22 protein-coding genes and 3 tRNA genes are annotated in these 24,782 nt (G+C 68.2%); all 25 read right to left on the reverse strand.

Features of this window, described 5'->3' with window-relative positions:
• Positions 1–840 (reverse strand): 50S ribosomal protein L2, encoded by an 840-nt coding sequence (gene rplB / locus ACMCNN_RS26355; RefSeq protein WP_412743185.1) that lies wholly within the window; start codon positions 838–840, stop codon positions 1–3.
• Between the two features lie 12 nt (positions 841–852).
• Entirely contained in the window at positions 853–1,155 is a 303-nt protein-coding gene (gene rplW, locus ACMCNN_RS26360; protein ID WP_412743186.1) for a 50S ribosomal protein L23, read from the reverse strand.
• Positions 1,152–1,793: a 50S ribosomal protein L4 gene (gene rplD / locus ACMCNN_RS26365; protein WP_130510632.1), complete on the reverse strand. Its 642-nt coding sequence runs from the start codon at positions 1,791–1,793 to the stop codon at positions 1,152–1,154. Before rplD ends, rplW begins: the two co-directional genes overlap by 4 nt.
• Positions 1,790–2,440 carry a 50S ribosomal protein L3 gene (rplC, locus tag ACMCNN_RS26370; protein ID WP_412743187.1) on the reverse strand — a complete coding sequence of 217 codons (651 nt, stop codon included), beginning with the start codon at positions 2,438–2,440 and terminating at the stop codon, positions 1,790–1,792. Before rplC ends, rplD begins: the two co-directional genes overlap by 4 nt.
• An 11-nt stretch (positions 2,441–2,451) precedes the next feature.
• Positions 2,452–2,760, reverse strand: coding sequence for a 30S ribosomal protein S10 (gene rpsJ, locus ACMCNN_RS26375; protein WP_007073037.1), 309 nt, complete (start codon positions 2,758–2,760; stop codon positions 2,452–2,454).
• A 323-nt stretch (positions 2,761–3,083) separates the two neighbouring features.
• Complete coding sequence (gene tuf / locus ACMCNN_RS26380; RefSeq protein WP_412743188.1) at positions 3,084–4,277, reverse strand: elongation factor Tu; 1,194 nt, start codon at positions 4,275–4,277, stop codon at positions 3,084–3,086.
• Between the two features lie 115 nt (positions 4,278–4,392).
• On the reverse strand, positions 4,393–6,489 hold the full coding sequence (gene fusA / locus ACMCNN_RS26385; protein ID WP_412743189.1) for an elongation factor G: 2,097 nt from the start codon (positions 6,487–6,489) through the stop codon (positions 4,393–4,395).
• Positions 6,490–6,576: 87 nt separating this feature from the next.
• Positions 6,577–7,047 carry a 30S ribosomal protein S7 gene (gene rpsG / locus ACMCNN_RS26390; protein WP_412739110.1) on the reverse strand — a complete coding sequence of 157 codons (471 nt, stop codon included), beginning with the start codon at positions 7,045–7,047 and terminating at the stop codon, positions 6,577–6,579.
• Between the two features lies 1 nt (position 7,048).
• A complete protein-coding gene (gene rpsL, locus ACMCNN_RS26395) occupies positions 7,049–7,423 on the reverse strand; it encodes a 30S ribosomal protein S12 (RefSeq protein WP_014440718.1) in 375 nt (124 codons plus the stop codon).
• Positions 7,424–7,856: 433 nt separating this feature from the next.
• Positions 7,857–8,432 (reverse strand): hypothetical protein, encoded by a 576-nt coding sequence (locus tag ACMCNN_RS26400; protein ID WP_412743190.1) that lies wholly within the window; start codon positions 8,430–8,432, stop codon positions 7,857–7,859.
• Positions 8,433–8,526: 94 nt separating this feature from the next.
• Positions 8,527–8,838: a hypothetical protein gene (locus tag ACMCNN_RS26405; protein WP_412747277.1), complete on the reverse strand. Its 312-nt coding sequence runs from the start codon at positions 8,836–8,838 to the stop codon at positions 8,527–8,529.
• A gap of 108 nt (positions 8,839–8,946) precedes the next feature.
• Complete coding sequence (locus tag ACMCNN_RS26410; RefSeq protein ID WP_412743191.1) at positions 8,947–12,834, reverse strand: DNA-directed RNA polymerase subunit beta'; 3,888 nt, start codon at positions 12,832–12,834, stop codon at positions 8,947–8,949.
• 89 nt (positions 12,835–12,923) lie between these two features.
• On the reverse strand, positions 12,924–16,364 hold the full coding sequence (locus tag ACMCNN_RS26415) for a DNA-directed RNA polymerase subunit beta (RefSeq protein WP_412743192.1): 3,441 nt from the start codon (positions 16,362–16,364) through the stop codon (positions 12,924–12,926).
• A 608-nt stretch (positions 16,365–16,972) separates the two neighbouring features.
• On the reverse strand, positions 16,973–17,359 hold the full coding sequence (rplL, locus tag ACMCNN_RS26420; RefSeq protein ID WP_412743193.1) for a 50S ribosomal protein L7/L12: 387 nt from the start codon (positions 17,357–17,359) through the stop codon (positions 16,973–16,975).
• A 55-nt stretch (positions 17,360–17,414) separates the two neighbouring features.
• A complete protein-coding gene (rplJ, locus tag ACMCNN_RS26425) occupies positions 17,415–17,960 on the reverse strand; it encodes a 50S ribosomal protein L10 (protein WP_412743194.1) in 546 nt (181 codons plus the stop codon).
• 418 nt (positions 17,961–18,378) lie between these two features.
• Positions 18,379–19,092, reverse strand: a complete 714-nt coding sequence (rplA, locus tag ACMCNN_RS26430; RefSeq protein WP_412743195.1) for a 50S ribosomal protein L1 — start codon at positions 19,090–19,092, stop codon at positions 18,379–18,381.
• Between the two features lie 68 nt (positions 19,093–19,160).
• Entirely contained in the window at positions 19,161–19,868 is a 708-nt protein-coding gene (gene nusG, locus ACMCNN_RS26435) for a transcription termination/antitermination protein NusG (protein ID WP_130510622.1), read from the reverse strand.
• 20 nt (positions 19,869–19,888) lie between these two features.
• Positions 19,889–20,290 carry a preprotein translocase subunit SecE gene (gene secE / locus ACMCNN_RS26440; protein WP_412743196.1) on the reverse strand — a complete coding sequence of 134 codons (402 nt, stop codon included), beginning with the start codon at positions 20,288–20,290 and terminating at the stop codon, positions 19,889–19,891.
• 136 nt (positions 20,291–20,426) lie between these two features.
• Positions 20,427–20,499, reverse strand: a tRNA-Trp gene (locus ACMCNN_RS26445).
• Positions 20,500–20,638: 139 nt separating this feature from the next.
• A complete protein-coding gene (locus ACMCNN_RS26450) occupies positions 20,639–21,037 on the reverse strand; it encodes a MaoC/PaaZ C-terminal domain-containing protein (protein WP_412743197.1) in 399 nt (132 codons plus the stop codon).
• A gap of 46 nt (positions 21,038–21,083) precedes the next feature.
• Entirely contained in the window at positions 21,084–21,536 is a 453-nt protein-coding gene (locus tag ACMCNN_RS26455) for a MaoC family dehydratase N-terminal domain-containing protein (protein WP_412743198.1), read from the reverse strand.
• Between the two features lie 92 nt (positions 21,537–21,628).
• Positions 21,629–21,796, reverse strand: coding sequence for a 50S ribosomal protein L33 (gene rpmG / locus ACMCNN_RS26460; protein ID WP_067495822.1), 168 nt, complete (start codon positions 21,794–21,796; stop codon positions 21,629–21,631).
• A gap of 130 nt (positions 21,797–21,926) precedes the next feature.
• Positions 21,927–21,999 (reverse strand) — tRNA-Met (locus tag ACMCNN_RS26465).
• Between the two features lie 42 nt (positions 22,000–22,041).
• Positions 22,042–22,117 (reverse strand) — tRNA-Thr (locus ACMCNN_RS26470).
• A gap of 124 nt (positions 22,118–22,241) precedes the next feature.
• On the reverse strand, positions 22,242–24,770 hold the full coding sequence (locus ACMCNN_RS26475; protein WP_412743199.1) for a putative bifunctional diguanylate cyclase/phosphodiesterase: 2,529 nt from the start codon (positions 24,768–24,770) through the stop codon (positions 22,242–22,244).
• Positions 24,771–24,782: the final 12 nt, after the last annotated feature.

Here is a 24,782-nt window from a genome sequence, read left to right on the forward strand (position 1 = left end):
TTACCCGCGCTTGCGGGTGGCGTAGCGGCGGCGAACGATCATGCGGTCGCTCTCCTGGCCCTTGCGGCGGGTACGGCCCTCCGGCTTACCAGCCGGGTTAACCGGGTGGCGACCACCGGAGGTCTTGCCCTCACCACCACCGTGCGGGTGGTCGATCGGGTTCATGGCGACACCACGGACGGTCGGGCGCTTGCCCTTCCACCGCATGCGGCCGGCCTTGCCCCAGTTGATGTTCGACTGGTCGGCGTTGCCGATCTCGCCGACGGTGGCGCGGCAGCGCACGTCGACGCGACGGATCTCACCGGAGGGCATACGCAGCGTGGCGTACGCACCCTCGCGGCCGAGCAGCTGGATGCCGACGCCCGCCGAACGGGCCAGCTTGGCGCCACCGCCGGGACGAAGCTCCACGCCGTGGACCGTCGTACCGACCGGGATGTTGCGCAGGGGCAGGTTGTTGCCCGGCTTGATGTCCGCGCCCGGCCCCGACTCGACCCGGTCGCCCTGCTTCAGGTCCTTCGGCGCGACGATGTAGCGCTTCTCGCCGTCGGCGTAGTGCAGCAGAGCGATCCGCGCAGTGCGGTTCGGGTCGTACTCGATGTGCGCGACCTTGGCCGGCACGCCGTCCTTGTCGTTGCGCTTGAAGTCGATCAGCCGGTACTGCCGCTTGTGGCCGCCGCCCTGGTGCCGCGTGGTGATGCGGCCGTGGACGTTGCGACCACCCTTCTTGGGCAGCGGAACCAGCAGAGACTTCTCCGGCGTCGACCGGGTGATCTCGGCGAAGTCGGCGACGCTCGAGCCGCGGCGGCCCGGCGTGGTCGGCTTGTACTTACGAATAGGCATGAGTCAAACCCCTTAGCTGACCGGGCCGCCGAAGGCCTCGATACGGTCACCGTCAGCCAGCTTGACCATCGCGCGCTTGGTGGCCTTGCGCTGACCGAAGCCGGTCTTCGTGCGCTTGCGCTTGCCCTCACGGTTGATGGTGTTCACCGTCAGGACGCGGACACCGAAGATCTGCTGGATCGCGATCTTGATCTGGGTCTTGTTCGCGTCCGGGTGGACGAGGAACGTGTACCAGTTCTGGTCGAGAACGCTGTAGCTCTTCTCGGAGACCACGGGCGCGACGATGATGTCGCGCGGGTCGGCGATCGTGCTCACTTGTTGCCCTCCTCGGCCGGCACGCCCAGGAACTCGTCCAGCGCGTCCTTGGTGAAGACGACGTCGTCGGCGACCAGCACGTCGTACGTGTTCAGCTGGCCGGCCTCGATCAGGTGGACGGACGCCTCGTTGCGCAGCGACAGCCAGTTCAGCTCGTCGTGGGCGCTCAGCACCACGAGGACCTTGCGGGCCTCGGTGGCCTTGCGCAGGGTGGCGATCGCGGCCTTGGTCGACGGCTTCTCACCGGTGACGAACGCCTCGACCACGTGCACCCGGCCCTCGCGAGCCCGGTCGGAGAGGGCACCGCGCAGGGCCGCGGCCTTCATCTTCTTCGGGGTCCGCTGGCTGTAGTCGCGCGGCACGGGGCCGTGCACGACGCCACCGCCGGCGAACTGCGGCGCGCGGATCGAGCCCTGGCGGGCCCGGCCGGTGCCCTTCTGCTTGTACGGCTTCTTGCCGCCACCGGCGACCTCGCCGCGGGTCTTCGCCTTGTGCGTGCCCTGCCGGGCCGCGGCGAGCTGCGCCACGACGACCTGGTGCATCAGCGGGATGTTCGCCTGCACGTCGAAGATGTCGTCGGGCAGCTCGACGGAGCCGGACTTGGCACCCTCAGCGTTCAGCACGTCGACGGAACTCACTGGGCACCACCCTTCTTCGCCGCGGTGCGGACCAGGATCAGCGCGCCCTTGGGACCGGGCACGGCGCCCTTGACCAGGATCAGGTTGTTCTCGGTGTCGACCGCCTGCACGGTCAGGTTCTGCACCGTGAAGCGCTTGGTGCCCATGCGGCCGGCCATCCGGGTGCCCTTGAAGACACGGGCCGGGGTGGCGCAGGCGCCGATGGAGCCGGGCGAGCGGTGCTTGCGCTCGACACCGTGGCTGCCCTTGAGGCCGTGGAAGCCGTGCCGCTTCATGACACCGGCGTAGCCCTTGCCCTTGGTCTTGCCCGTGACGTCGACCGGGGTCCCCGGCGCGAACGCGTCAACGGTGACCTCCTGACCGAGTTCGTACGCGGGCGCGTCCACGGTGCGCAGCTCGACGAGGTGACGCCGCGGCGACACGCCGGCCTTCGCGTAGTGGCCGCCCTCGGGCTTGTTGACCTTGCGCGGGTCGATGGCGCCGAACGCCAGCTGGACGGCCGAGTAACCGTCCGTCTCGGGGGTGCGGACCTGGGTCACGACACACGGGCCGGCCTGCACCACGGTGACCGGGACGACCTTGCCGTTGTCCCACACCTGAGTCATGCCGAGCTTGGCGCCCAGGATGCCCTTCACTTGCCTGTCCATTGTCCGGATCCCTACAGCTTGATCTCGATGTCGACGCCAGCCGGCAGGTCGAGGCGCATGAGCGAGTCGACCGTCTTCGGAGTCGGGTCGATGATGTCGATCAGACGCTTGTGCGTGCGCATCTCGAAGTGCTCGCGCGAGTCCTTGTACTTGTGCGGCGAACGGATCACGCAGAAACGGTTGATCTCCGTGGGCAGCGGCACCGGGCCTGCAACCTGCGCCCCGGTACGCGTCACCGTCTCGACGATCTTTCGCGCCGAGGAGTCGACGACCTCGTGGTCATAGGCCTTGAGCCGGATGCGGATCTTCTGTCCCGCCATGGTGGCTTCTGTTTCCTTCTCTCGATGCCGCTACGTGCGAAAGCGGGTGGCCTTCGCATGCCCGCAGGACCGTCGATCCTGCGTTGTCCGACCCCCGCGGTCGGGCGTGTCGCGCGCCGGAACCGGATTCACCCCAGCACGCTGGAGCGATCGATGATCGCGGGGATCAGGGTGCCGGCGGCCGAAGCACGCGCCGGACACCGGGCGAGGGCGGTTGGCAGCTGCGTTCCTTACGGAACGACGGGCCGCCAACCACCCTGCGCGGACGCAACCTGACTAGTATGCCGTATTGACTGCGGCAACGCTAATCGGGGTCACCGTACTCACTTGTTGATCTTCGTGACCGTTCCGGCGCCGACCGTGCGGCCACCCTCGCGGATCGCGAACTTCAGGCCCTGCTCCATGGCGATCGGCTGGATCAGCTTCACGCTCATGGTGGTGGAGTCGCCCGGCATGACCATCTCGGTGCCCTCGGGCAGCGTGACGACGCCGGTGACGTCCGTGGTACGGAAGTAGAACTGCGGACGGTAGTTCTGGAAGAACGGGGTGTGCCGGCCGCCCTCCTCCTTCGAGAGGATGTAGACCTGGCCCTCGAACTCCGTGTGCGGCGTCGTGGTGCCCGGGCGGACGACCACCATGCCGCGCTCGACGTCCTCGCGCTTGATACCACGCAGCAGCAGACCGACGTTCTCGCCCGCGCGGGCCTCGTCGAGCAGCTTGCGGAACATCTCGATGCCGGTGCAGACGGTCTTCGTCGACTTCTCGCGGATGCCGACGATCTCGACCTCCTCGTTCGGCTTGAGGATGCCGCGCTCGGCCCGGCCGGTGACGACCGTACCGCGACCGGTGATCGTGAAGACGTCCTCGATCGGCATGAGGAACGGCTTCTCGGTCTCCCGCTCGGGCTGCGGAATCGCGGTGTCGACCGCGTTCATCAGCTCCATGAGCTTCTCCGACCAGGTCGGGTCGCCCTCGAGCGCCTTGAGCGCCGAGACGCGCACGACCGGCACGTCGTCGCCCGGGAACTCGTACGTGCTGAGCAGCTCGCGGACCTCGAGTTCGACGAGCTCCAGGAGCTCCTCGTCCTCGACCATGTCGCTCTTGTTCAGCGCCACGACGATGTACGGAACGCCGACCTGGCGGGCCAGGAGCACGTGCTCCTTGGTCTGCGGCATCGGGCCGTCGGTCGCCGCGACCACCAGGATCGCGCCGTCCATCTGCGCGGCACCGGTGATCATGTTCTTGATGTAGTCGGCGTGGCCGGGGCAGTCCACGTGCGCGTAGTGGCGCGCCGCGGTCTGGTACTCGACGTGCGCGATCGAGATCGTGATACCACGGGCCTTCTCTTCAGGCGCCTTGTCGATCTCGTCGAACGGGGTGTACGGGTTCAGGTCCGGGTACTGGTCGTGCAGGACCTTCGTGATGGCCGCAGTCAGCGTCGTCTTACCGTGGTCGATGTGACCAATGGTGCCGATGTTGACGTGCGGCTTAGTCCGCTCGAACTTCGCCTTCGCCACTGGTGTCCTCCTGTGGACTGGGTTCTTTTCTCGCCCGGCGCGCCAGGTGGCGCTTAGGACTCTGTCGACTGCTCGTGCGCGTGCGGTCCGCGACGGACCGCACGCGCCTCATCGATCAGGCGCCGGTGGCCTTCGCGATGATCTCCTTCGCCACGTTGGCCGGGACCTCGGCGTAGGAGTCGAACTGCATGCTGTAGCTCGCCCGGCCCTGGGTCTTCGACCGGAGGTCGCCGACGTAGCCGAACATTTCCGAGAGCGGCACCAGAGCCTTGACGAGGCGGGCGCCGGAACGCTCCTCCATCGACTGGATGATCCCGCGGCGGGAGTTGAGGTCGCCGATGACGTCGCCCATGTTGTCCTCGGGCGTCGTGACCTCGACGGACATCATCGGCTCGAGCAGCGCGGGGTTGGCCTTGCGGGCCGCCTCCTTCATCACCATCGAGCCGGCGATCTTGAACGCCATCTCGGACGAGTCGACCTCGTGGTACTGGCCGTCCAGCAGGGTCAGCTTGACGCCGACCAGCGGGAAGCCGGCGAGTACGCCGTACTGCATGGCGTCCTGGGCGCCCGCGTCCACCGAGGGGATGAACTCCTTGGGGATGCGACCACCGGAGACCGCGTTGACGAACTCGTACGTCGGGCCGTCCGCCGACATCTCCAGCGGCTCCAGCTTGACGATGACCTTCGCGTACTGGCCCGAGCCACCGGTCTGCTTCTTGTGGACGTAGTCGAGCTTCTCCACCGTGCCGCGGATCGTCTCGCGGTACGCCACCTGCGGCTTGCCGATGTTCGCCTCGACGTTGAACTCGCGCCGCATGCGGTCGACGAGGATGTCGAGGTGCAGCTCGCCCATGCCGGCGATGACCGTCTGCCCGGTCTCCTCGTCGTTCCAGACGCGGAAGGTCGGGTCCTCCTCGGCCAGGCGCTGGATAGCAGTGCCCAGCTTCTCCTGGTCCGACTTGGTCTTCGGCTCGATCGCCACCTGGATGACCGGCTCCGGGAACGTCATCGACTCGAGGATGACCGGGTTCGCCGGGTCGCTGAGGGTGTCACCGGTGGTGGTCTGCTTCAGACCCTGGACGGCGATGATGTCGCCGGCCTGCGCCGTGGGACGCTCCTCACGCTTGTTCGCGTGCATCTGGTAGATCTTGCCGATGCGCTCCTTGCGGTCCTTGGTGGAGTTGACCACCTGGGAGCCGGATTCGAGCGTGCCGGAGTAGACCCGGACGTAGGTGAGCTTGCCGAGGTGCTTGTCCGTCTGGATCTTGAAGGCCAGCGCGGAGAACGGCTCGTCGTTGGACGGCTTGCGCAGGATCGGCGTCTCGCCGTCCGTCGCGGTGCCGTCGATCGCCGGGACGTCCAGCGGCGACGGCAGGTACGCGACCACGGCGTCGAGCATGGGCTGCACGCCCTTGTTCTTGAACGCCGAGCCGCAGAGCACCGGGTTCGCCTTGCTGGCGATCGTGGCCCGCCGGATCGCGGCGACGATCTCGTCCTGGGAGACCTCTTCGCCCTCGAGGTACTTCTCCATGACGGCGTCGTCCACGTCGGCCAGGGTCTCGATCAGCTTGTCGCGCCACTCGTTCGCGGAGGCGACCAGGTCGGCCGGGATCTCCTCGACCGCGTAGTCCTCGCCCTTCTGGGTCTCACCACGCCAGGTGAGCGCGCGCATGCCGACCAGGTCCACGACGCCGATGTGGTCGGCCTCGAGGCCGATCGGGATCTGCAGGACGAGCGGGGTGGCGTTCAGCCGGTCGATCATCATCTGGACGCAGCGGAAGAAGTCCGCACCGGTCCGGTCGAGCTTGTTGACGAAGCACATGCGCGGGACGTGGTACTTGTCCGCCTGCCGCCACACGTTCTCGGTCTGCGGCTCCACGCCGGCCACACCGTCGTACACCGCGACCGCGCCGTCCAGGACACGCAGCGACCGCTCGACCTCGACCGTGAAGTCGACGTGGCCGGGCGTGTCGATGATCTGGATCGTGTGTCCCTTCCACTCGCACTTGGTGGCGGCGGAGGTGATGGTGATGCCGCGTTCCTGTTCCTGCTCCATCCAGTCCATGACGGCCGCGCCCTCGTGGACTTCACCGATCTTGTACGTGATACCGGTGTAGAACAGGATCCGCTCGGTCGTCGTGGTCTTACCAGCGTCGATGTGCGCCATGATGCCGATGTTGCGTACCTTGGCGAGCGCGTCTGCGGCGGCCACTTCAATCCCTACTTTTCTACGTCGTCGTCTCGTGGACCGGTACGACTGCAGCGCCGGCCCGGCGGGAACCGGGCCGGCAACGCCTCGTTACCAGCGGTAGTGCGCGAAGGCCTTGTTGGACTCCGCCATCTTGTGCGTGTCCTCGCGCCGCTTGACGGCGGCACCGAGCCCGTTGCTGGCGTCGAGCAGCTCGTTCTGGAGGCGCTCGATCATGGTCTTCTCACGGCGGGCCTTGGAGTACTGGACCAGCCAGCGCAAACCGAGGGTGGTCTGCCGGGGGGTGCGAACCTCGACCGGAACCTGGTAGGTCGCGCCACCGACGCGGCGGCTGCGGACCTCGAGGGTCGGCTTCACGTTGTCCATCGCGCGCTTGAGGGTGACCACCGGGTCGGTGCCGGTCTTCTCCCGGCAGCCCTCGAGGGCCCCGTACACGATGCGCTCGGCGAGCTGGCGCTTGCCGCCGATCAGGATCTTGTTGACGAGCTGCGTTACCAGCGGCGAGTTGTACACCGGGTCCGGAACTACCGGGTGGCGCGGCGCGGGGCCCTTACGCGGCATGTCAGCTCTTCTCCTTCTTCGCGCCGTAGCGGCTGCGAGCCTGCTTGCGGTTGCGGACACCCTGGGTGTCCAGCGAACCACGGACGATCTTGTAGCGGACGCCGGGCAGGTCCTTCACACGGCCGCCGCGCACGAGCACGATCGAGTGCTCCTGCAGGTTGTGGCCGACACCCGGGATGTACGCCGTGACCTCGATCTGGCTGCTGAGCTTCACACGAGCAACCTTGCGCAGCGCAGAGTTCGGCTTCTTGGGGGTAGTGGTGTACACGCGCGTGCACACGCCGCGCCGCTGAGGGCTTCCCTTCAGCGCCGGCGTCTTGGTCTTGCTCGTCTTCGCCTGGCGGCCCTTGCGGACCAGCTGCTGGATCGTGGGCACCGGGTTTCTCCGCTCCCTTCGGCCGCTTTGTTGCGGCCGCACCGTCTTCTCGTAGTGCCTGTGTGCGCCGGGCGGGGGTCCCGCCCGGCACCCGCGGTCGGGCGTGTCGTCCGGCTCACGGTCCCGCCGTGCGTTGCACAGCGGGTCTTGTCTGTGTCAGGGCTCGACGCCCATCGTGCTGCTGCCCCGTCGCATTAACCGACTCGGGCGCACGCACGAGTTGCCCGGGCAAGCCCAGGCACGAGGGGAAAGAGTACCCATCGCAGGCACGCAGGTCAAAACGAGGCGGCTCGGTGGCCCGGCTTCACGCCGCACTCAGCATGAAACTCGGTCCCCATCAAGACCTGCTCCCACGATGGACATCTCCGCGCACCAAGTGTACCGGGTGCCCAGACACGGCATGGCCGCAGTGCCCGAACCAGGACGCCGAGGGTCAGGAGAACTGCAACAGGAGGGTCAGTACCAGCGCCACCAGCGCCAGTCCGGCCCCCACGCCACCGCACGAGATACCCGCGATGGCACGGCCCCGGCCGGTGAAGCGGGCCCGGCCGGACTCCCCGGAACGGCGGATCTGCCGCAACCCCACCAGCCCCACCCCGATGGCACCGCCGCCGGCCAGCACGGCCAGCAGCGCGAACGCGCCACCCACCCAGCCGCCCCAGCCCTCCGATGCCCCCGACAACCCGAAGCAGAAGACCAGGAACGACACCAGGATCGAGGCGATGCCGGCGATCATCGCACCGGTCGCGAGGCCCGACGCGATCGGCGGGACCGTGTACTGCACGAGCCCGAACTCCGTACCCATCACCGGATCGACCCGGGCCGGCCGCCATCGGTCCGCCGGCGCGGGCGGCGGCGGGACCGCCGTCAGAGACGGGTACGGGGCAGCGGCGCGCACGGGCCCCGGCGGGAGCACATGCCCCGACGTGGCGGGCGGGAAGGGGGCGGTGGGGGTCGGCGGCGGCGCGTCGAACGGCCCGCCCGACCACGAACCCGGTGGCTGCGTCACCCCCCGAGCATGTCACCCGTCCGTGACGTGCCGCAGCCCGGCCACCGCGCGGGCCCGCGGCCGTGTGGGCGGCCAGCAGCCGCACGAGCGCGGATCAGTCGGTGTGGGAGTCGTAGTCCGGCCCCGGCGGTCCCGCGAGATGCAACAGCCCGGCGATGGCCGCCACCACGAGCGTCGCCGCGGCCAGCACGATCCCGGCCCAGGCGAGCACCCGGCCGCGGCGCACCCAGCGGCCACCGGTCAGGTAGCCGCCGGCCGCGTACGCCTGGCGCTCGGCCTGCCTGGCCAGCAGCAACGCGATCGTGGCCGGAATCACGCCGCCGACGAACGCCCCCGTGAGCAGCGCCGCCACACCGAGGACGAACACCGCCTTGGCCTTCGTGGACGGCACGGGCTCCGGATCCATCGGGTGGCGGGTCGGGACGCCGGCGGGAAGGGTCACCAGGCCATCTTAGGAACGCCGAAGGGGCGGCCGCGCATCGCGCGGCCGCCCCCGGCGTCCAGCCGGAAACTCTTAGCGGTACGACCCGAAGTCGAAGTCGTCCAGCGGCACGGCCTGCCCGCTGGCCGGCCCGAACCCGTAGTCGGTCTCCGGGTACCCGGTCATCGAGTACACCTTGGCCTTTGCCTCCTCGGTGGGCTCGACCCGGATGTTGCGGTACTTGCTGATGCCCGTACCGGCCGGGATGAGCTTGCCGATGATGACGTTCTCCTTGAGGCCGACGAGCGAGTCGCTGCGCGAGTTGATCGCCGCGTCGGTCAGCACCCGGGTGGTCTCCTGGAAGGAGGCCGCCGAGAGCCAGGAGTCGGTGGCCAGCGAGGCCTTGGTGATACCCATCAGTACGGGACGACCGGCGGCGGGCTCGCCACCCTCGCCGACGAGCCGGCGGTTCTCCGACTCGAACAGCGCCCGGTCGACCAGCACGCCCGGCAGGAACTCTGTCGCGCCGGAGTCGATGACCGTCACCCGCTTGAGCATCTGGCGGATGATGATCTCGATGTGCTTGTCGTGGATGAGCACACCCTGCGAGCGGTAGACCTCCTGGACCTCCTGGGTCAGGTGGACCTGGACCGCCCGCGGACCCATGATCCGCAGCAGCTCGTGCGGGTCGATGGTGCCCTCGGTGAGCTTCTCGCCGACCTCGACGTGGTCGCCGTCGTGCGCCCGCAGCTTCACGCGCTTCGAGATCTTGTCGTACACGATCTCGTCGCTGCCGTCGTCCGGGATCACGACGATCTTCCGCGAGCGCTCGCCGTCCTCGATGCGGATGCGGCCCGGGGTGTCGGCGATGGGCGCCTTGCCCTTGGGCACGCGGGCCTCGAAGATCTCCTGCACACGCGGCAGACCCTGGGTGATGTCCTCACCCGCGACACCACCGGTGTGGAAGGTACGCATCGTCAGCTGCGTACCCGGCTCACCGATGGACTGGGCCGCGATGATGCCGACCGCCTCGCCGATGTCGACCGACTTGCCGGTCGGCAGCGAACGGCCGTAGCAGGCCGCGCAGACGCCCAGCTTCGACTCGCAGGTCAGCACGCTGCGCACCCGGACGTTCTCGATGCCCGCGGCGACCAGCTTGTCGACCAGGATCGAGTTGAGGTCCTCGCCGCGCTCGACCACGACGTTGCCGTTGGCGTCCGTCATGGTGTCGGCCAGCGTCCGGGCGTGCACGCCGGTCTCGGCGTGCACGTGCACGACGAGTCCACCGTCCACCCGGTCCGCCACCTGCATCGGGATCGCGCGGTCGGTGCCGCAGTCCTCCTCGCGGATGATGACGTCCTGCGAGACGTCCACCAGACGCCGGGTCAGGTAACCCGAGTCGGCGGTCCGCAGCGCGGTGTCGGCCAGACCCTTACGGGCACCGTGCGTGGAGATGAAGTACTCCAGCACGGTCAGACCCTCGCGGTACGACGAGGTGATCGGCCGCGGGATGATCTCGCCCTTGGGGTTGGCCACCAGACCACGGATCGCGGCGATCTGCCGGAGCTGGAGCAGGTTACCGCGAGCGCCGGAGTTGATCATCACCCAGAGCGGGTTCTCCTGCGGCAGCGCGGTCTCCATCTCCTTGGAGATCTCGTTGGTCGCCTTGGTCCAGATCTCGATCAGCTCGCCGCGACGCTCCTCGGCGGTCATCAGACCACGCTGGTACTGCTTGTCGATCCGGTCCGCCTCGACCTGGTAGCGGCTCAGGATCTCCGGCTTGCGGGGGGGACCGATGACGTCGCCCATGCCGATCGTCACACCGGACCAGGTGGCCCAGTGGAAACCGGCCTCCTTGAGCGCGTCCAGAGTGGCCGCCAGGGCGACCTTCGGGAAGCGCTCGGCGAGGTCGTTGACGATCGCCGACAGCTGACCCTTGCGGATCTCGTAGTTGACGTACCGGTACCCCGGCGGCAGCGTCTCGTTGAAGATCACCCGACCGAGGGTGGTCTCCACGAGCACCGACTCGCCCGCCGTCCAGTCCTCGGGCGCCGTCCACGGCTCGGCCTTGGCGCCGTTGTCCACCCCGACGACGTCGCGGAGCCGGATCTTCACCGGCGCCTGCAGGTGCAGCTCGCCGTTGTCGAACGCCATCCGCGCCTCGGCGTCGGACGAGAACACGCGGCCCTCGCCCTTCTGGCCCGGCGTGAGGTGGGTCAGGTGGTACAGACCGATGACCATGTCCTGGGTGGGCATGGTGACCGGCTTGCCGTCGGCCGGCTTGAGGATGTTGTTCGACGACAGCATGAGGATCCGGGCCTCGGCCTGCGCCTCGGCCGACAGCGGCACGTGCACCGCCATCTGGTCACCGTCGAAGTCCGCGTTGAACGCGGTGCAGACGAGCGGGTGGATCTGGATCGCCTTGCCCTCGACCAGCTGCGGCTCGAAGGCCTGGATGCCGAGGCGGTGCAGGGTCGGCGCGCGGTTCAGCAGCACGGGGTGCTCGCTGATGACCTCTTCCAGCACGTCCCACACGACCGGGCGCTGACGCTCGACCATGCGCTTGGCCGACTTGATGTTCTGCGCGTGGTTGAGGTCCACCAGGCGCTTCATCACGAACGGCTTGAACAGCTCCAGCGCCATCTGCTTCGGCAGGCCGCACTGGTGCAGCTTGAGCCGGGGGCCGACGACGATGACGGAACGGCCGGAGTAGTCGACGCGCTTACCCAGCAGGTTCTGCCGGAACCGGCCCTGCTTGCCCTTGAGCATGTCGGACAGCGACTTCAGCGGGCGGTTACCCGGGCCGGTGACCGGCCGGCCGCGGCGGCCGTTGTCGAACAGCGCGTCGACGGCCTCCTGCAGCATCCGCTTCTCGTTGTTGACGATGATCTCGGGCGCGCCCAGGTCGATCAGGCGCTTGAGCCGGTTGTTGCGGTTGATGACCCGGCGGTACAGGTCGTTCAGGTCGCTGGTCGCGAAGCGGCCACCGTCGAGCTGCACCATCGGGCGCAGGTCCGGCGGGATGACCGGGACGCAGTCCAGCACCATGCCCAGCGGCGAGTTGCGCGTGTTCAGGAACGCCGCGACCACCTTGAGCCGCTTGAGCGCCCGGATCTTGCGCTGCCCCTTGCCGGTACGGATGATCTCGCGGAGGTTCTCGGCCTCGGCGTCGAGGTCCATGGCCTCCAGCAGGGCCTTGATCGCCTCGGCACCCATGCCGCCGGTGAAGTACTCACCGAAGCGGTCGCGCAGCTCGCGGTAGAGCAGCTCGTCGGTGACCAGCTGCTTCGAGTCGAGCTTGCGGAAGGTGTCGAGCACCTCGTCGAGACGGTCGATCTCACGCTGCGCCTTGTCGCGGATCTGGCGCATCTCGCGCTCGCCAGCCTCCTTGACCTTGCGGCGTACGTCCGCCTTGGCGCCCTCGGCCTCCAGCTCGGCCAGGTCCTGCTCCAGCTTGGCGGCGCGCTTCTCGATCTCGGAGTCGCGGCCGTTCTCGGCCTGGCGCTTCTCGGCGAAGATCTCGTTCTCGATCGTGGACATGTCGCGGTGACGCGCCTCGGCGTCCACGCTCGTGATCACGTACGAGGCGAAGTAGATGATCTTCTCAAGGTCCTTGGGAGCCAGGTCGAGCAGGTAGCCCAGCCGGCTCGGCACACCCTTGAAGTACCAGATGTGCGTGACCGACGCGGCCAGCTCGATGTGCCCCATGCGCTCACGGCGCACCTTGGACCGGGTCACCTCGACGCCGCAGCGCTCACAGATGATGCCCTTGAACCGGACCCGCTTGTACTTGCCGCAGTAGCACTCCCAGTCCCGCTGCGGACCGAAGATCTTCTCGCAGAAGAGTCCGTCCTTCTCGGGCTTGAGCGTGCGGTAGTTGATCGTCTCGGGCTTCTTGACCTCGCCGTGCGACCACTGCCGGATGTCGTCGGCGGTGGCCAGGCCGATGCGCAACTCGTCGAAGAAGTTGACGTCGAGCACTTGGTCTATCCCTCGTGTTTCCTTGCTCGGATGGGTTTCCAGGCCGGCGGGGGTGTCCCCGGCGAATCATTCACCGGGGACACTCACCGTCAGATCTCTTCGACGCTGCTGACGCCCTCGTTCGGGCGCCGGGACAGGTCGATGCCGAGTTCTTCCGCGGCCCGGAAGACCTCGTCGTCGGTCTCGCGCATTTCCAGAGCAACGCCGTCGCTGGACAGCACCTCAACATTCAGGCACAGCGACTGCAGCTCCTTGAGCAGCACCTTGAACGACTCGGGGATTCCCGGCTCCGGGATGTTCTCGCCCTTGACGATGGCCTCGTACACCTTCACGCGGCCGAGCACGTCGTCGGACTTGATGGTCAGCAGCTCCTGCAGGGCGTACGCCGCCCCGTAGGCCTGCATCGCCCAGCACTCCATCTCACCGAACCGCTGGCCACCGAACTGGGCCTTACCGCCCAGCGGCTGCTGCGTGATCATGGAGTACGGACCGGTCGACCGTGCGTGGATCTTGTCGTCGACCAGGTGGTTCAGCTTCAGGATGTAGACGTACCCGACCGAGATCGGGTCCGGCAGCGGCTCGCCGGAGCGGCCGTCGAACAGCTGCGCCTTACCGTCGCCGTTGACCAGCCGCTGACCATCGCGGTTGACCAGGGTCGACTCGAGCAGGCCCTTGATCTCCTCCTCGCGGGCACCGTCGAAGACCGGGGTCGCCACGTTCGAGTCGGCCGGCGACTCGTGCGCGTCGATCGCCCGCAGCTGGCGCTTCCAGTCGTCGTCCTCGCCGTCCACCGACCAGCCGGTCTTGGCGATCCACCCGAGGTGGGTCTCCAGGACCTGGCCGATGTTCATCCGGCTCGGCACACCGAGCGGGTTGAGCACGATGTCGACAGGGGTGCCGTCCTCCAGGAACGGCATGTCCTCGACCGGCAGGATCTTCGAGATGACGCCCTTGTTGCCGTGGCGGCCGGCGAGCTTGTCGCCGTCCTGAATCTTGCGCTTCTGCGCCACGTACACGCGGACCAGCTCGTTGACACCCGGCGGCAGCTCGTCGCCGTCCTCGCGGGAGAACGTCCGGACGCCGATCACCGTGCCGGTCTCGCCGTGCGGCACCTTCAGCGAGGTGTCCCGGACCTCCCGGGCCTTCTCGCCGAAGATCGCGCGCAGCAGCCGCTCCTCCGGGGTCAGCTCTGTCTCGCCCTTGGGCGTGACCTTGCCGACCAGGATGTCGCCGGGCACGACCTCGGCACCGATCCGGATGATGCCGCGCTCGTCCAGGTCGGCGAGCATCTCCTCGCTGACGTTGGGGATGTCGCGGGTGATCTCCTCCGGGCCGAGCTTGGTGTCACGGGCGTCGACCTCGTGCTCCTCGATGTGGATCGAGGTGAGGACGTCCTGCTGCACGAGGCGCTGCGACAGGATGATCGCGTCCTCGTAGTTGTGGCCCTCCCAGCACATGAACGCGACGAGCAGGTTGCGGCCCAGGGCCATCTCCCCGTCGTCGGTGCACGGGCCGTCCGCGATGACCTGGCCGGCTTCGACCCGGTCGCCCTCGAACACCACCGGCTTCTGGTTGACGCAGGAGCCGGCGTTGCTGCGGCGGAACTTGTGCAGCAGGTACGTACGCCGGTGGCCGTCGTCCTGGTGCACCGTCACGTAGTCGGCGCACAGGTCCTCGACCACGCCGCCGACCTCGGCGACGACCACGTCACCGGCGTCGACCGCGGCGCGGTACTCCATGCCGGTGCCGACCAGCGGCGCCTCGGCCTTGACCAGCGGCACGGCCTGGCGCTGCATGTTCGCGCCCATGAGGGCACGGTTGGCGTCGTCGTGCTCGAGGAACGGGATCATCGCGGTGGCGACCGAGGTCATCTGCCGCGGCGAGACGTCCATGTAGTCGACCTGCGTGCCGGGCACGTAGTCGACCTCACCGCCCTTCCGGCGGACCAGGACGCGGTCCTCGGCGAAGGTGCCGTCGCTGGAGAGCGGGGCGTTGGCCTGCGCCTTGATGAACCGGTCTTCCTCGTCGGCGGTCAGGTAGTCGACCTCGTCGGTGACCCGGCCGTTGTCGACCCGCCGGTACGGCGTCTCGATGAAGCCGAACGGGTTGACCCGCGCGAACGTCGACAACGCCCCGATCAGGCCGATGTTCGGGCCCTCGGGCGTCTCGATCGGGCACATCCGGCCGTAGTGCGACGGGTGCACGTCACGGACCTCGAAGCCGGCCCGCTCCCGGGACAGACCACCCGGGCCGAGCGCGCTCAGCCGGCGCCGGTGGGTCAGGCCCGCCAGCGGGTTGGTCTGGTCCATGAACTGGGACAGCTGCGACGTACCGAAGAACTCCTTGATCGCCGCCACCACCGGGCGGATGTTGATCAGGGTCTGCGGCGTGATCGCCTCGACGTCCTGGGTCGTCATGCGCTCGCGGACGACGCGCTCCATCCGGGACAGGCCCACGCGGACCTGGTTCTGGATGAGCTCGCCGACCGTACGCAGGCGCCGGTTGCCGAAGTGGTCGATGTCGTCGGCCTCGTAGCCCTCCTCGCCCGCGTGCAGGCGGCAGAGGTACTCGACGGTGCGGACAACGTCTTCCTCGGTCAGCGTCCCCTGGTGGATCGGGACGTCGATCTCGAGCTTCTTGTTGAACTTGTACCGGCCGACCTTGGCGACGTCATACCGCTTCGGGTTGAAGAAGAGGTTGTCGAGCAGGGTCTGCGCGTTCTCCCGCGTCGGGGGCTCGCCCGGGCGCAGCTTGCGGTAGATGTCCAGCAGGGCCTCGTCCTGCCCCGCGATGTGGTCCTTCTCCAGCGTGGTCATGAGCAGCTCGGACCACCCGAAGCGCTCGCGGATCTGGTCGGCCGACCAGCCGATCGCCTTGAGCAGGACGGTGACGGCCTGGCGGCGCTTGCGGTCGATCCGAACACCGACGGTGTCGCGCTTGTCGATGTCGAACTCCAGCCAGGCACCCCGGCTCGGGATGACCTTGACGCTGGTCAGGTCGCGGTCGGAGGTCTTGTCCGGCTCCTTGGTGAAGTACACGCCCGGCGAGCGGACGAGCTGACTCACCACGACCCGCTCCGTGCCGTTGATGACGAACGTCCCCTTGGGGGTCATCATCGGGAAGTCACCCATGAACACGGTCTGGCTCTTGATCTCGCCAGTGGTGTTGTTGGTGAATTCGGCGGTCACGAACAGCGGGGCGCAGTAGGTCAGATCCTTCTCCTTGCACTCCTCGATCGAGGCCTTGACCTCGTCGAATCGGGGAGACGAGAAGGACAGCGACATTGTGCCGGAGAAGTCCTCAATGGGACTGATCTCTTCGAGGATCTCTGCGAGGCCCGAGTGGGCGTGCGGGTCGTCCGCCGAGCGAGCCTGCCAAGCCTCGTTCCCAACCAGCCAGTCGAAGGACTCGGTCTGGATGGCGAGGAGGTTGGGTACCTCAAGTTGCTCGGTGATCCTGCCGAACGAGATGCGGCGGGGAGCGTATGCGCTCGACGTACGACTGGTCTTCGCAGGGCGGGAAGCTGCCAAGATGCGTCCTTCCGAGGACCGGTGCTGCTGATGCGGCTGAGCTGCGTTGGGCGGCTGCGGTATGCAACTGTCGGCGTGCACTTTCTGGCTGCGTGCACTCCAATGGACCCCCCAGGAATTTATCCGGATGGATATCCTGGCAGGGCGCAAGACAGAAGGCAGCGCAAACTAGCAGTGTAGCCGCTCGGCTAACCGCTGTCCAGCCCTCGCCGAGGGGCGCTGCGGAACGTGTCCCCGCGGCCTCCTGCCGGCGCCTCCGGGGGCCGGTGCCGCATGCGGGGCCGCTCTGGAACGCGGCGTCTCTCCTCGTGCCGTCCGCGGGGTCCCGTTCGTCTCGGTGTACCCACAGGCGGGCTGTCGCAAGCGCGGAAACTTGCTGATGTCAGCGTGCCTGCCAGCGGACACACAGTCAAGAGTCTCGGCGCCGTGCCGTCGCCCCACGGACGCGGCATAGCGACCATAACGCACGCCCGGTATAGGTTAGCCGGAATTGTCGGTCAACAAACTGACTGGCACCGAAACCACTCCTGACCTGCATAACCACCGCGAGAAACAACGAGGGTGGAGGCCCTGAACGGACCTCCACCCTCGCCTTACGGAGCGTTAGCTCACTTGAGCGTAACCTTGGCGCCTTCGCCCTCGAGCTTGGCCTTGGCAGCCTCGGCCTTCTCCTTGTTGACACCCTCCAGGATCGCCTTGGGGGCACCCTCGACGGCGTCCTTGGCCTCCTTGAGGCCCAGGCCGGTCAGCTCACGCACGACCTTGATGACCTGGATCTTCTTGCCGCCGTCGCTCTCCAGAACGACGTCGAAGGAGTCCTTCTCGGCCTCGGCCTCGGCCGCGCCGCCACCGGCAGCCGGGGCGGCCGCGACGGCCACGGGAGCGGCCGCGGTGACCTCGAAGGTCTCCTCGAACTGCTTCACGAACTCCGAGAGCTCGATCAGCGTCATGTCCTTGAACGCGTCGAGCAGCTCCGCAGTGCTGAGCTTCGCCATGTCTGGCGTCCTTTCCTTGTTTCCGAAAATGAAAAGTCAAACTCCGCGCAGGGCCTCAGCCCTCTGCGGAACCCTCTGCGCTCTTCTTGTCCTGCAGCGCCGCCGCCAGGCGGGCGACCTGCGACAGCGGCGCCTGGAACAGGCCCGCCGCCTTGGTCAGGTTGCCCTTCATGGCACCGGCCAGCTTGGCCAGCAGCACCTCGCGGGACTCCAGGTCAGCGATCTTGTTGACCTCGGCGGCCGTGATGGCCTTGCCCTCGAAGACGCCGCCCTTGATGACCATGACCGGGTGGGCCTTGGCGAAGGCCCGCAGGCCCTTGGCCGCCTCGACCGGGTCACCGCCGACGAAGGCGAGCGCGGTAGGACCGGTGAACAGCTCGTCGAGGCCCTCGATGCCCGCCTCGGTCGCCGCCCGCTTCGCGAGCGTGTTCTTCGACACGGAGTACGTGGTCTCCTTGCCGAGCGCACGCCGCAGCTCGGTGAGCTGGGCGACCGTGAGACCGCGGTACTCGGTCAACACGGCTGCCTTCGAGTTCCGGAACTGGTCCGTCAGTTCGGCAACGGCAGTGGCCTTGTCGGCCCGGACCGGCTTGTCCGCCATGTCCCTCCTCTCTCCTTGCTCGAGCCGCCGGCAGGGTCCCGGGCCCGAACACGAGAAACGCCCCGGCGCAGGTGAGCGCACGGGGCGGACATTGACGGCCAGACACGGCCGGCTAGGACCGCGACTCGCAGACGATGGTCGCGAACCGTTCTCCCCTGCGCGGGCCGCCCGCATGTGCGGGGCCTTCGGCTGCGGCCTCTGTCGGAGACTGAACTGTCCAACGACGGATGCCACGGCGACCGGCGGTCTGTGGGTGGAACTTCGAGGAGAAGAGTACGCGGCACCGCCCGCGAAAGCCAAATCCGCCCATCCCGTGCCTGGCGGGCTTTCGGTATCACCCCCGCCCCGGCGCAGGCCGCCCCGGACACACGAAAGCCCCCGGGGATCCCCGGGGGCTTTCGGCGCGATTCGCGCGACGTCAGACGTCAGCACCCTCACGCAGGTTCTTCACCACGTTCGGGTCGATCTGGACGCCAGGGCCCATGGTCGTGGTCACGGTGACCTTCTTGAGGTACTTGCCCTTGGCCGCGGACGGCTTCGCGCGCAGCACCTCGTCGAGCACCGCGGCGTAGTTGTCGATCAGCTGGTCGGCCGAGAACGACGCCTTGCCGATGATCAGGTGCAGGTTCGAGTGCTTGTCCACCCGGAAGGTGATCTTGCCACCCTTGATGTCCGAGACGGCCTTGCTGACGTCCATGGTCACCGTGCCGGTCTTCGGGTTCGGCATCAGGCCGCGGGGGCCGAGGATGCGGGCGATCCGACCGATCTTGGCCATCTGGTCCGGCGTGGCGATCGCGGCGTCGAAGTCCAGCCAGCCGCCCTGGATGCGGGCAACCAGTTCGTCCGTGCCGACCTCGTCGGCACCGGCGGCCGCGGCCTCCTCGGCCTTCGGGCCCTGGGCGAAGACGATCACCCGTGCAGTCTTACCGGTGCCGTGCGGCAGGTTGACCGTGCCACGGACCATCTGGTCCGCCTTGCGCGGGTCCACACCGAGCCGCATCGCGACCTCGACCGTGGCGTCGAACTTCGTCGGGCTCGTATCCTTCGCCAGCTTGATGGCGTCGGCGGGCTCGTAGAGCTTGGTGGCGTCGATCTGCTCGGCCGCCTTGCGGTAGCCCTTGCTGCGCTGCATGTTCTCTGTACTCCTGTGGTAGATGGCGGAGCGCGCCGATCGCGCCCCTCCCACGCCTTGCGGTGTTGCTAGATCTTGGTGACCTGGTTGAAGTTCAGCTCGACCGGGGTCTCCCGGCCGAAGATCGACACCAGGACCTTCAGCTTCTGCTGGTCCGCGTTGATCTCACTGATCGAGGCCGGCAGCGACGCGAACGCGCCGTCGGTCACGGTGACCGAGTCGCCCACCTCGAAGTCCAGCACCCGGACCTCAGGCTTGGCCTTCTTCTCCTCGGCCTCGACCGCCGGGGCCAGCCACTTCAGCACCTCGTCGAGCGACAGCGGTGCCGGACGGTCGACGCGGTCCGTCGAGCCCACGAAGCCGGTCACCCCGGGCGTGTTGCGCACGCACGAGTACGACTCCGGGGTCAGGTCCATCCGGACCAGGATGTAGCCGGGGAAGACCTTGTTCTGCACCTGGAGGCGCTTGCCGTTCTTGACCTCGACCTCTTCGCGGGTCGGCACCTCGACCTGGAAGATGAAGTCCTCCATGTCGAGGCTGGTGATCCGGGTCTCGAGGTTGGTCTTCACCTTGTTCTCGTAGCCGGCGTACGAATGCACCACGTACCAGTCGCCGGGCGCGTAACGCAGCTTCTGCCGCAGCTCGGCCACGGGGTCGTAGTCGTCGTCCGCCTCCGGGGCGGCAGTCTCCACGGTGCCGGCGGCCTCGACCGACTCGTCGGTGGCCGCCGTGGCCACCGAGGACTGCTCGTCGGCGGTCTCGTCGTACTCAGGCACGCTCGCTCACTTCCGTAATGTCAGCTGCTCTTGCCGCCGAAGGCGAACAGGACCGCCTTGGCGAACCCGAAGTCCAGCACAGCCACGATCGCCGTCATGATGGCGACGAACGCGATCACGACGCCGGTGTAGGTCAGCAGTTCCTTACGCGTCGGCCAGATGACCTTACGTAGTTCGCTGACGACCTCGCGGAAGAACCCACCGATCCGGCCGAAGATGCCGACCCGGCCTTCCTTCTTCGCCTTGGGGCTCTCAGCGCTCGCCTTGCGCTCACGGACGGCTGTGCCGCCACGGCTTACCGGCTCGTCGTCCTCGACGAGGTCGTCCTCGACGGCCGCGTCCTCGAACGTCGCGTCATCGGGCACCTCGTTGTCGGGGCGGCCGTCCGCGGCGTCGTCACCGGGTCGCTTCCTCTCGGCCACTTCGCCCTCTTCCCGTCGTCGGTGGATGTCGCGTCAGCGCCTGGTTGTGCGCTGGGCTCGTGCCGGCCGCCCGCGCCGGGCGGACCGCCGCCGGCGGTCCGGCGCGACGCGCCGGCAGCCACGCCGATCGGTTGCGCAGGGGTGACAGGACTTGAACCTGCAGCCTGCGGTTTTGGAGACCGCTGCTCTGCCAATTGAGCTACACCCCTGTGCGGGTTGTCCTACCAAATCGCACACGAGATGCCGCACACGAAAGGCAGGGTTCAGTTACCCCACGGCGCACCAGTGTACGGGTACGCCGCTCGGAATCCCAACTCGCCCTACCCCGTCCCGAGCGGGCGAACCCGGTCACCGCTTACGAATCGTGGCCCTGGCCAGGGACAGCACTTTCTCTCCCCGACAGGTCGCGGTCAGCTCGAGCCGGGTCAGCCCGTCGTCGGTGACCTCCTTGACCACGGCGGAGACCTCCACCTCCGTGCCCTCGTCGGTGTCGGGGACCGGAACGGGGCGGGCGAACCGCACGCTGAACTCGACCACCGCGTCCGGCGCGCCGGCCCAGGCGGTCACGGCCCGGCCGGTCAGCGCCATGGTGAACATGCCGTGCGCGATCACCCCCGGCAGACCGACACCGGTGGCGACCCGGTCACTCCAGTGGATCGGGTTGAAGTCACCCGAAGCGCCCGCATACCGCACCAGGTCGGCACGAGTGACCTGGAACCGCTGCACCGGCAGTACCTCGCCGCTCATAGCTGTGCCTCCTTTCGCATGCGCTCGCGGCCCTCGCTGCGCTCGCTCATGCGTGGCCCTCCCCGCGCTGGACGAGCTTCGACCAGGCCGTGACGACCGGCTCGCCGGCCTCGGTGGTGACGTCGGTGCGGGTGGTGAGGAAGTCGTGCCCGCCCCGGGTGGTGATCTCCTCGATCGTGTTGACGCAGACCAGCGCGTCGCCGGCGACCACCGGACGGGTATAGGCGAACCGCTGGTCACCGTGCACCACCCGGCTGTAGTCCAGGCCGAGCTCGGGGTCGGTGACGATCTGCTGGCTCGCCGCCATGGTCACCACCACCGGGAAGGTGGGCGGCGCCAGCACGTCCGGGTAGCCGAGTGCTCGGGCCGCTTCCGGGTCGTGAAACTCCGGCTCTGTCGCGCCGATCGCGGTCGCGAACTCACGGATCTTTTCGCGGCCCACCAGGTAGGGCGGGGTCGGCGGGAAGCTTCGGCCGACGAAGGACTGATCCAGGGGCATGGGCTGAACCTACCGCGCCACCGGCACAGAAAGCAGGCGTGGCGGCGACCGTCACGGTCGCCGCCACGCCGAAGAGTTTCAGATACGAGAGATCAGCGCGTCTCGCGGTGCAAGGTGTGCTTGCCGTCCCGGGGGCAGAACTTCTTCAGCTCGATGCGGTCCGGGTCGTTGCGCCGGTTCTTGCGGGTGATGTAGTTCCGCTCCTTGCACTCCGTACACGCCAGGGTGATCTTCGGACGGACGTCGGTCGCCTTGGCCACGGCGGGGTGCCTTCCTGCTCACTGGGGTGCTAACGGCATGCCAGCGTAGACGGTTCCTACGCGGACATGCAAAACGGGCGCCCTCGAGCGCCTTTTACTTGTGCGGCATCCGGGACGAATCCCGGATGAGTAGCGGTGGCCGGACTTGAACCGGCGACACAGCGATTATGAGCCGCTTGCTCTGCCAACTGAGCTACACCGCCGAGCCGAGCCGAGTCCAGCTCTGTGGCGGAAACGAACCCGGTTGGAGCCCCCTTACGGAATCGAACCGTAGACCTTCTCCTTACCATGGAGACGCTCTGCCGACTGAGCTAAGGGGGCGCGCGATCTCTCGCGTGATGCGCAGGGGTAAGAGTACACGGCCCCTCAGCGGAGGTGAAATCGGATCCCCCGCCCGCCCGGGATGTCCCCGTCCGGTAGCACCCGGCGGCCGCTGCGCACCTGGTCAGATCACCGCGCGCAGGCGCCTGACCTCGCCCGTCGGGGTGGACTCGGGCTCGGTCTGGGCGCTGAACCAGGCCTCCAGGCGCTCGTACGGCAGGGGGCGGCTGAACAGGTAGCCCTGGCCGATCTCGCAGCCCATCTCCTCCAGCAGCTCCAGGGTCAGCTCGCTCTCCACGCCCTCGGCCACCACGGTGAGCCCGAACTCACGGGACAGACTGATCACCGCGCGCACGATCGCCAGGTCGCCGGTGTCGGTCGCCATGCCCTGGACGAAGCTGTCGTCGATCTTCACCTCCTGCACCGGCAGCTGGCGCAGGTAGGACAGCGACGAGGCGCCCGTACCGAAGTCGTCGACGGACAGGCGTACCCCGAGATCCCGCAACCGGTACAGGGTGGGTAGGGCCCGCTCGATCTCGCCCAGCATGCCCGGCTCGGAGATCTCGAACGTGATCTGCGACGGCGGGACGCGATACTCCTTGATCAACCGGTGCACCAGCTCGGGGAACCGGCTGTCGAGCAGCGTGCGCGCGGACAGGTTGACCGCGATGGACAGTGGGCGGTCGGCGTCCGCCCAGGCCCGGCACCGGCGCAGCCCCATCGTGAGCACCACCTCGGTGAGCCGGTGCAACTGGCCGGTGTGCTCGGCGACCGCGATGAAGTCCTCCGGCGCCACCTCTCCGTGTGCCGGGTGCTGCCAGCGGGCGAGGCACTCGACCCCGACCAGGTGCCGGTCGGACAGCCTGACCTTGGGCTGGAAGTAGACGTCGAGTTCGCCGTTGTCCAGCGCGCGCCGCAGGTCGGCGGCCAGACCGAGGCGACGCACCGCCCGGGACTCCAGCGCGGGATGGAACAGCTGCACCCCGTACGGAAGCATCTTGGCCGCGTTGGCGGCCAGCTCGGCGCGGCGCAGCAGGGCCTCGGGGTCGTCGCCGTGGTCGGGTTGGACCGCGACGCCCGCGGCCGTGTCGACGTCGAGGGTCAGCGAGCCGACCACCATCGGGCCGCGCAGCTGCTCGCGCATCTCCGTGGCCAGCCGCACGGTCGCCTCGGTGCTCTCGGCGCGCAGGGTGACCACGAACTCGTCGCCGCCGATCCGGCCGACCAGCGAACCGGGGCCGGCGATGTTGCGCAGCCGCTCGGCGACCTCGGTCAGCAGCTTGTCGCCCGCCGAGTGGCCCATGGATTCGTTGACCTCGCGCAACCCGTCCACATCGAAGAGCAGCACGGCCACGACCTCACCCGGCGCGCGGACCTTGACCGACTCCGCCAGGGCGTCGGTCATCCGCCGCCGGTTCGGCAGCGAGGTGAGCCGGTCGTGGTACGCGTCGTAGCGCAGCCGGTCGACCAGGCGCGAATTCTCCACCGCGACCGCGGCGTGGGCGGCGATGGTCTCGAGCACCTGGACGTCGGCCTGCCGGAAGATCTGCGTCTCGCCGAGGCGGTTGACCACCTCGAGGGAGCCCACCGTCGTCTGGCCGGACCGCAGCGGGATGACGATGACGTCCTTCACCCCCGCGTCGCGCAGGGTGTGCCGGAGATCCGCGGTGTCGTCGAAGGCGGCGCCCACCGCGATCGCGTGCTGGCCGGCGAGCGCACGCTCGCGGACGGCGGTCGGGGTGGGCGAGATGTCGAGCAGCCCCGCGTCGTCGACGCGTGCCGTGAGCAGCACTTCCGGATGCCGGCCCTGGGCGGGCAGCCAGAGCGTCGCGCACTCGGCGCGCATGAGCCGGCGCACCCGTCCGAGCAGCACGTCGGGCAGGCCACCGTCGTTGCTGTGCTCGCGGACGGCCAGCGTCAGTTCGTAGACGTCGGCGAGGGTGCGGTGCTGGCGGAAGAAGCCCTCGAACGAGCGGAACAGCAGCACCACGGCACCGACGAGGACACCGAGCAGCAGGCCCGCCCACGGGGTGGCGTCCAGCGCGACCAGGAAGACGAGTCCGACGGCGATGTTGATGGAGGCCGTACCGATCGCGGCGGGCGCCGACCGCAGCGCACCCTGCCCGGCCTGCGGGCCCTGGAGCAGCATGATGACGCTGCCCACCGCGGCGTGGGAAACGATGGCGCTGGTGATGCAGGCGGCGAAGAGGATTCCCCAGGTGCCCGGCTGGGGTCCGCGGAGGTCCGGCAGGGCCGCGGCCACGAGCAGCGCCGCCGACGTCGCGGCCCCGGACTTGGCGACGTTGAACCACAGCTTGGTCGGTTCCACCCGGGCCCGCAGCTGAGCGATCACAGCACCGATCGTGACGACGGTGAGGACCATCATCGGGGGCAGGAAGTAGATCGCCAGGACCAGCGGGATCTCGGTCAGCACGACCGAGGTGTTCTGCCGGCGGATGAGGACGTTCAGAACGGCGACGGCGGCCAGGATGACGCCCGCGAGCGCAACCAGGCCGCCGAGCCAAGCGCGATACCAGGTGGGGTCGGAAATCCAGAAGATCAGAGCGCAGATGAACGCGAACGCGGCGAGGGGCGCCGTGATCAACCACGCGTACTCCGGCGAACGCCGCGGCGACGGCCGACGCCCGGTCATGGCGCTCCTCGA

Origin of the sequence: Krasilnikovia sp. MM14-A1004 (genome assembly GCF_047159485.1) — a bacterium.
In the GTDB taxonomy this organism is placed as follows: Bacteria; Actinomycetota; Actinomycetes; order Mycobacteriales; family Micromonosporaceae; genus Actinoplanes.

Coding starts and splice junctions, on each gene's coding strand:
- rplB (WP_412743185.1), bottom strand. CDS start 840: ATGCCTATTCGTAAGTACAAGCCGACCACGCCGGGCCGCCGCGGCTCG.
- rplC (WP_412743187.1), bottom strand. CDS start 2,440: ATGGACAGGCAAGTGAAGGGCATCCTGGGCGCCAAGCTCGGCATGACT.
- rpsJ (WP_007073037.1), bottom strand. CDS start 2,760: ATGGCGGGACAGAAGATCCGCATCCGGCTCAAGGCCTATGACCACGAG.
- rpsG (WP_412739110.1), bottom strand. CDS start 7,047: ATGCCGCGTAAGGGCCCCGCGCCGCGCCACCCGGTAGTTCCGGACCCG.
- ACMCNN_RS26405 (WP_412747277.1), bottom strand. CDS start 8,838: ATGGATCCGGAGCCCGTGCCGTCCACGAAGGCCAAGGCGGTGTTCGTC.
- rplL (WP_412743193.1), bottom strand. CDS start 17,359: ATGGCGAAGCTCAGCACTGCGGAGCTGCTCGACGCGTTCAAGGACATG.
- rplJ (WP_412743194.1), bottom strand. CDS start 17,960: ATGGCGGACAAGCCGGTCCGGGCCGACAAGGCCACTGCCGTTGCCGAA.
- rplA (WP_412743195.1), bottom strand. CDS start 19,092: ATGCAGCGCAGCAAGGGCTACCGCAAGGCGGCCGAGCAGATCGACGCC.
- ACMCNN_RS26450 (WP_412743197.1), bottom strand. CDS start 21,037: ATGAGCGGCGAGGTACTGCCGGTGCAGCGGTTCCAGGTCACTCGTGCC.
- ACMCNN_RS26455 (WP_412743198.1), bottom strand. CDS start 21,536: ATGCCCCTGGATCAGTCCTTCGTCGGCCGAAGCTTCCCGCCGACCCCG.
- ACMCNN_RS26475 (WP_412743199.1), bottom strand. CDS start 24,770: ATGACCGGGCGTCGGCCGTCGCCGCGGCGTTCGCCGGAGTACGCGTGG.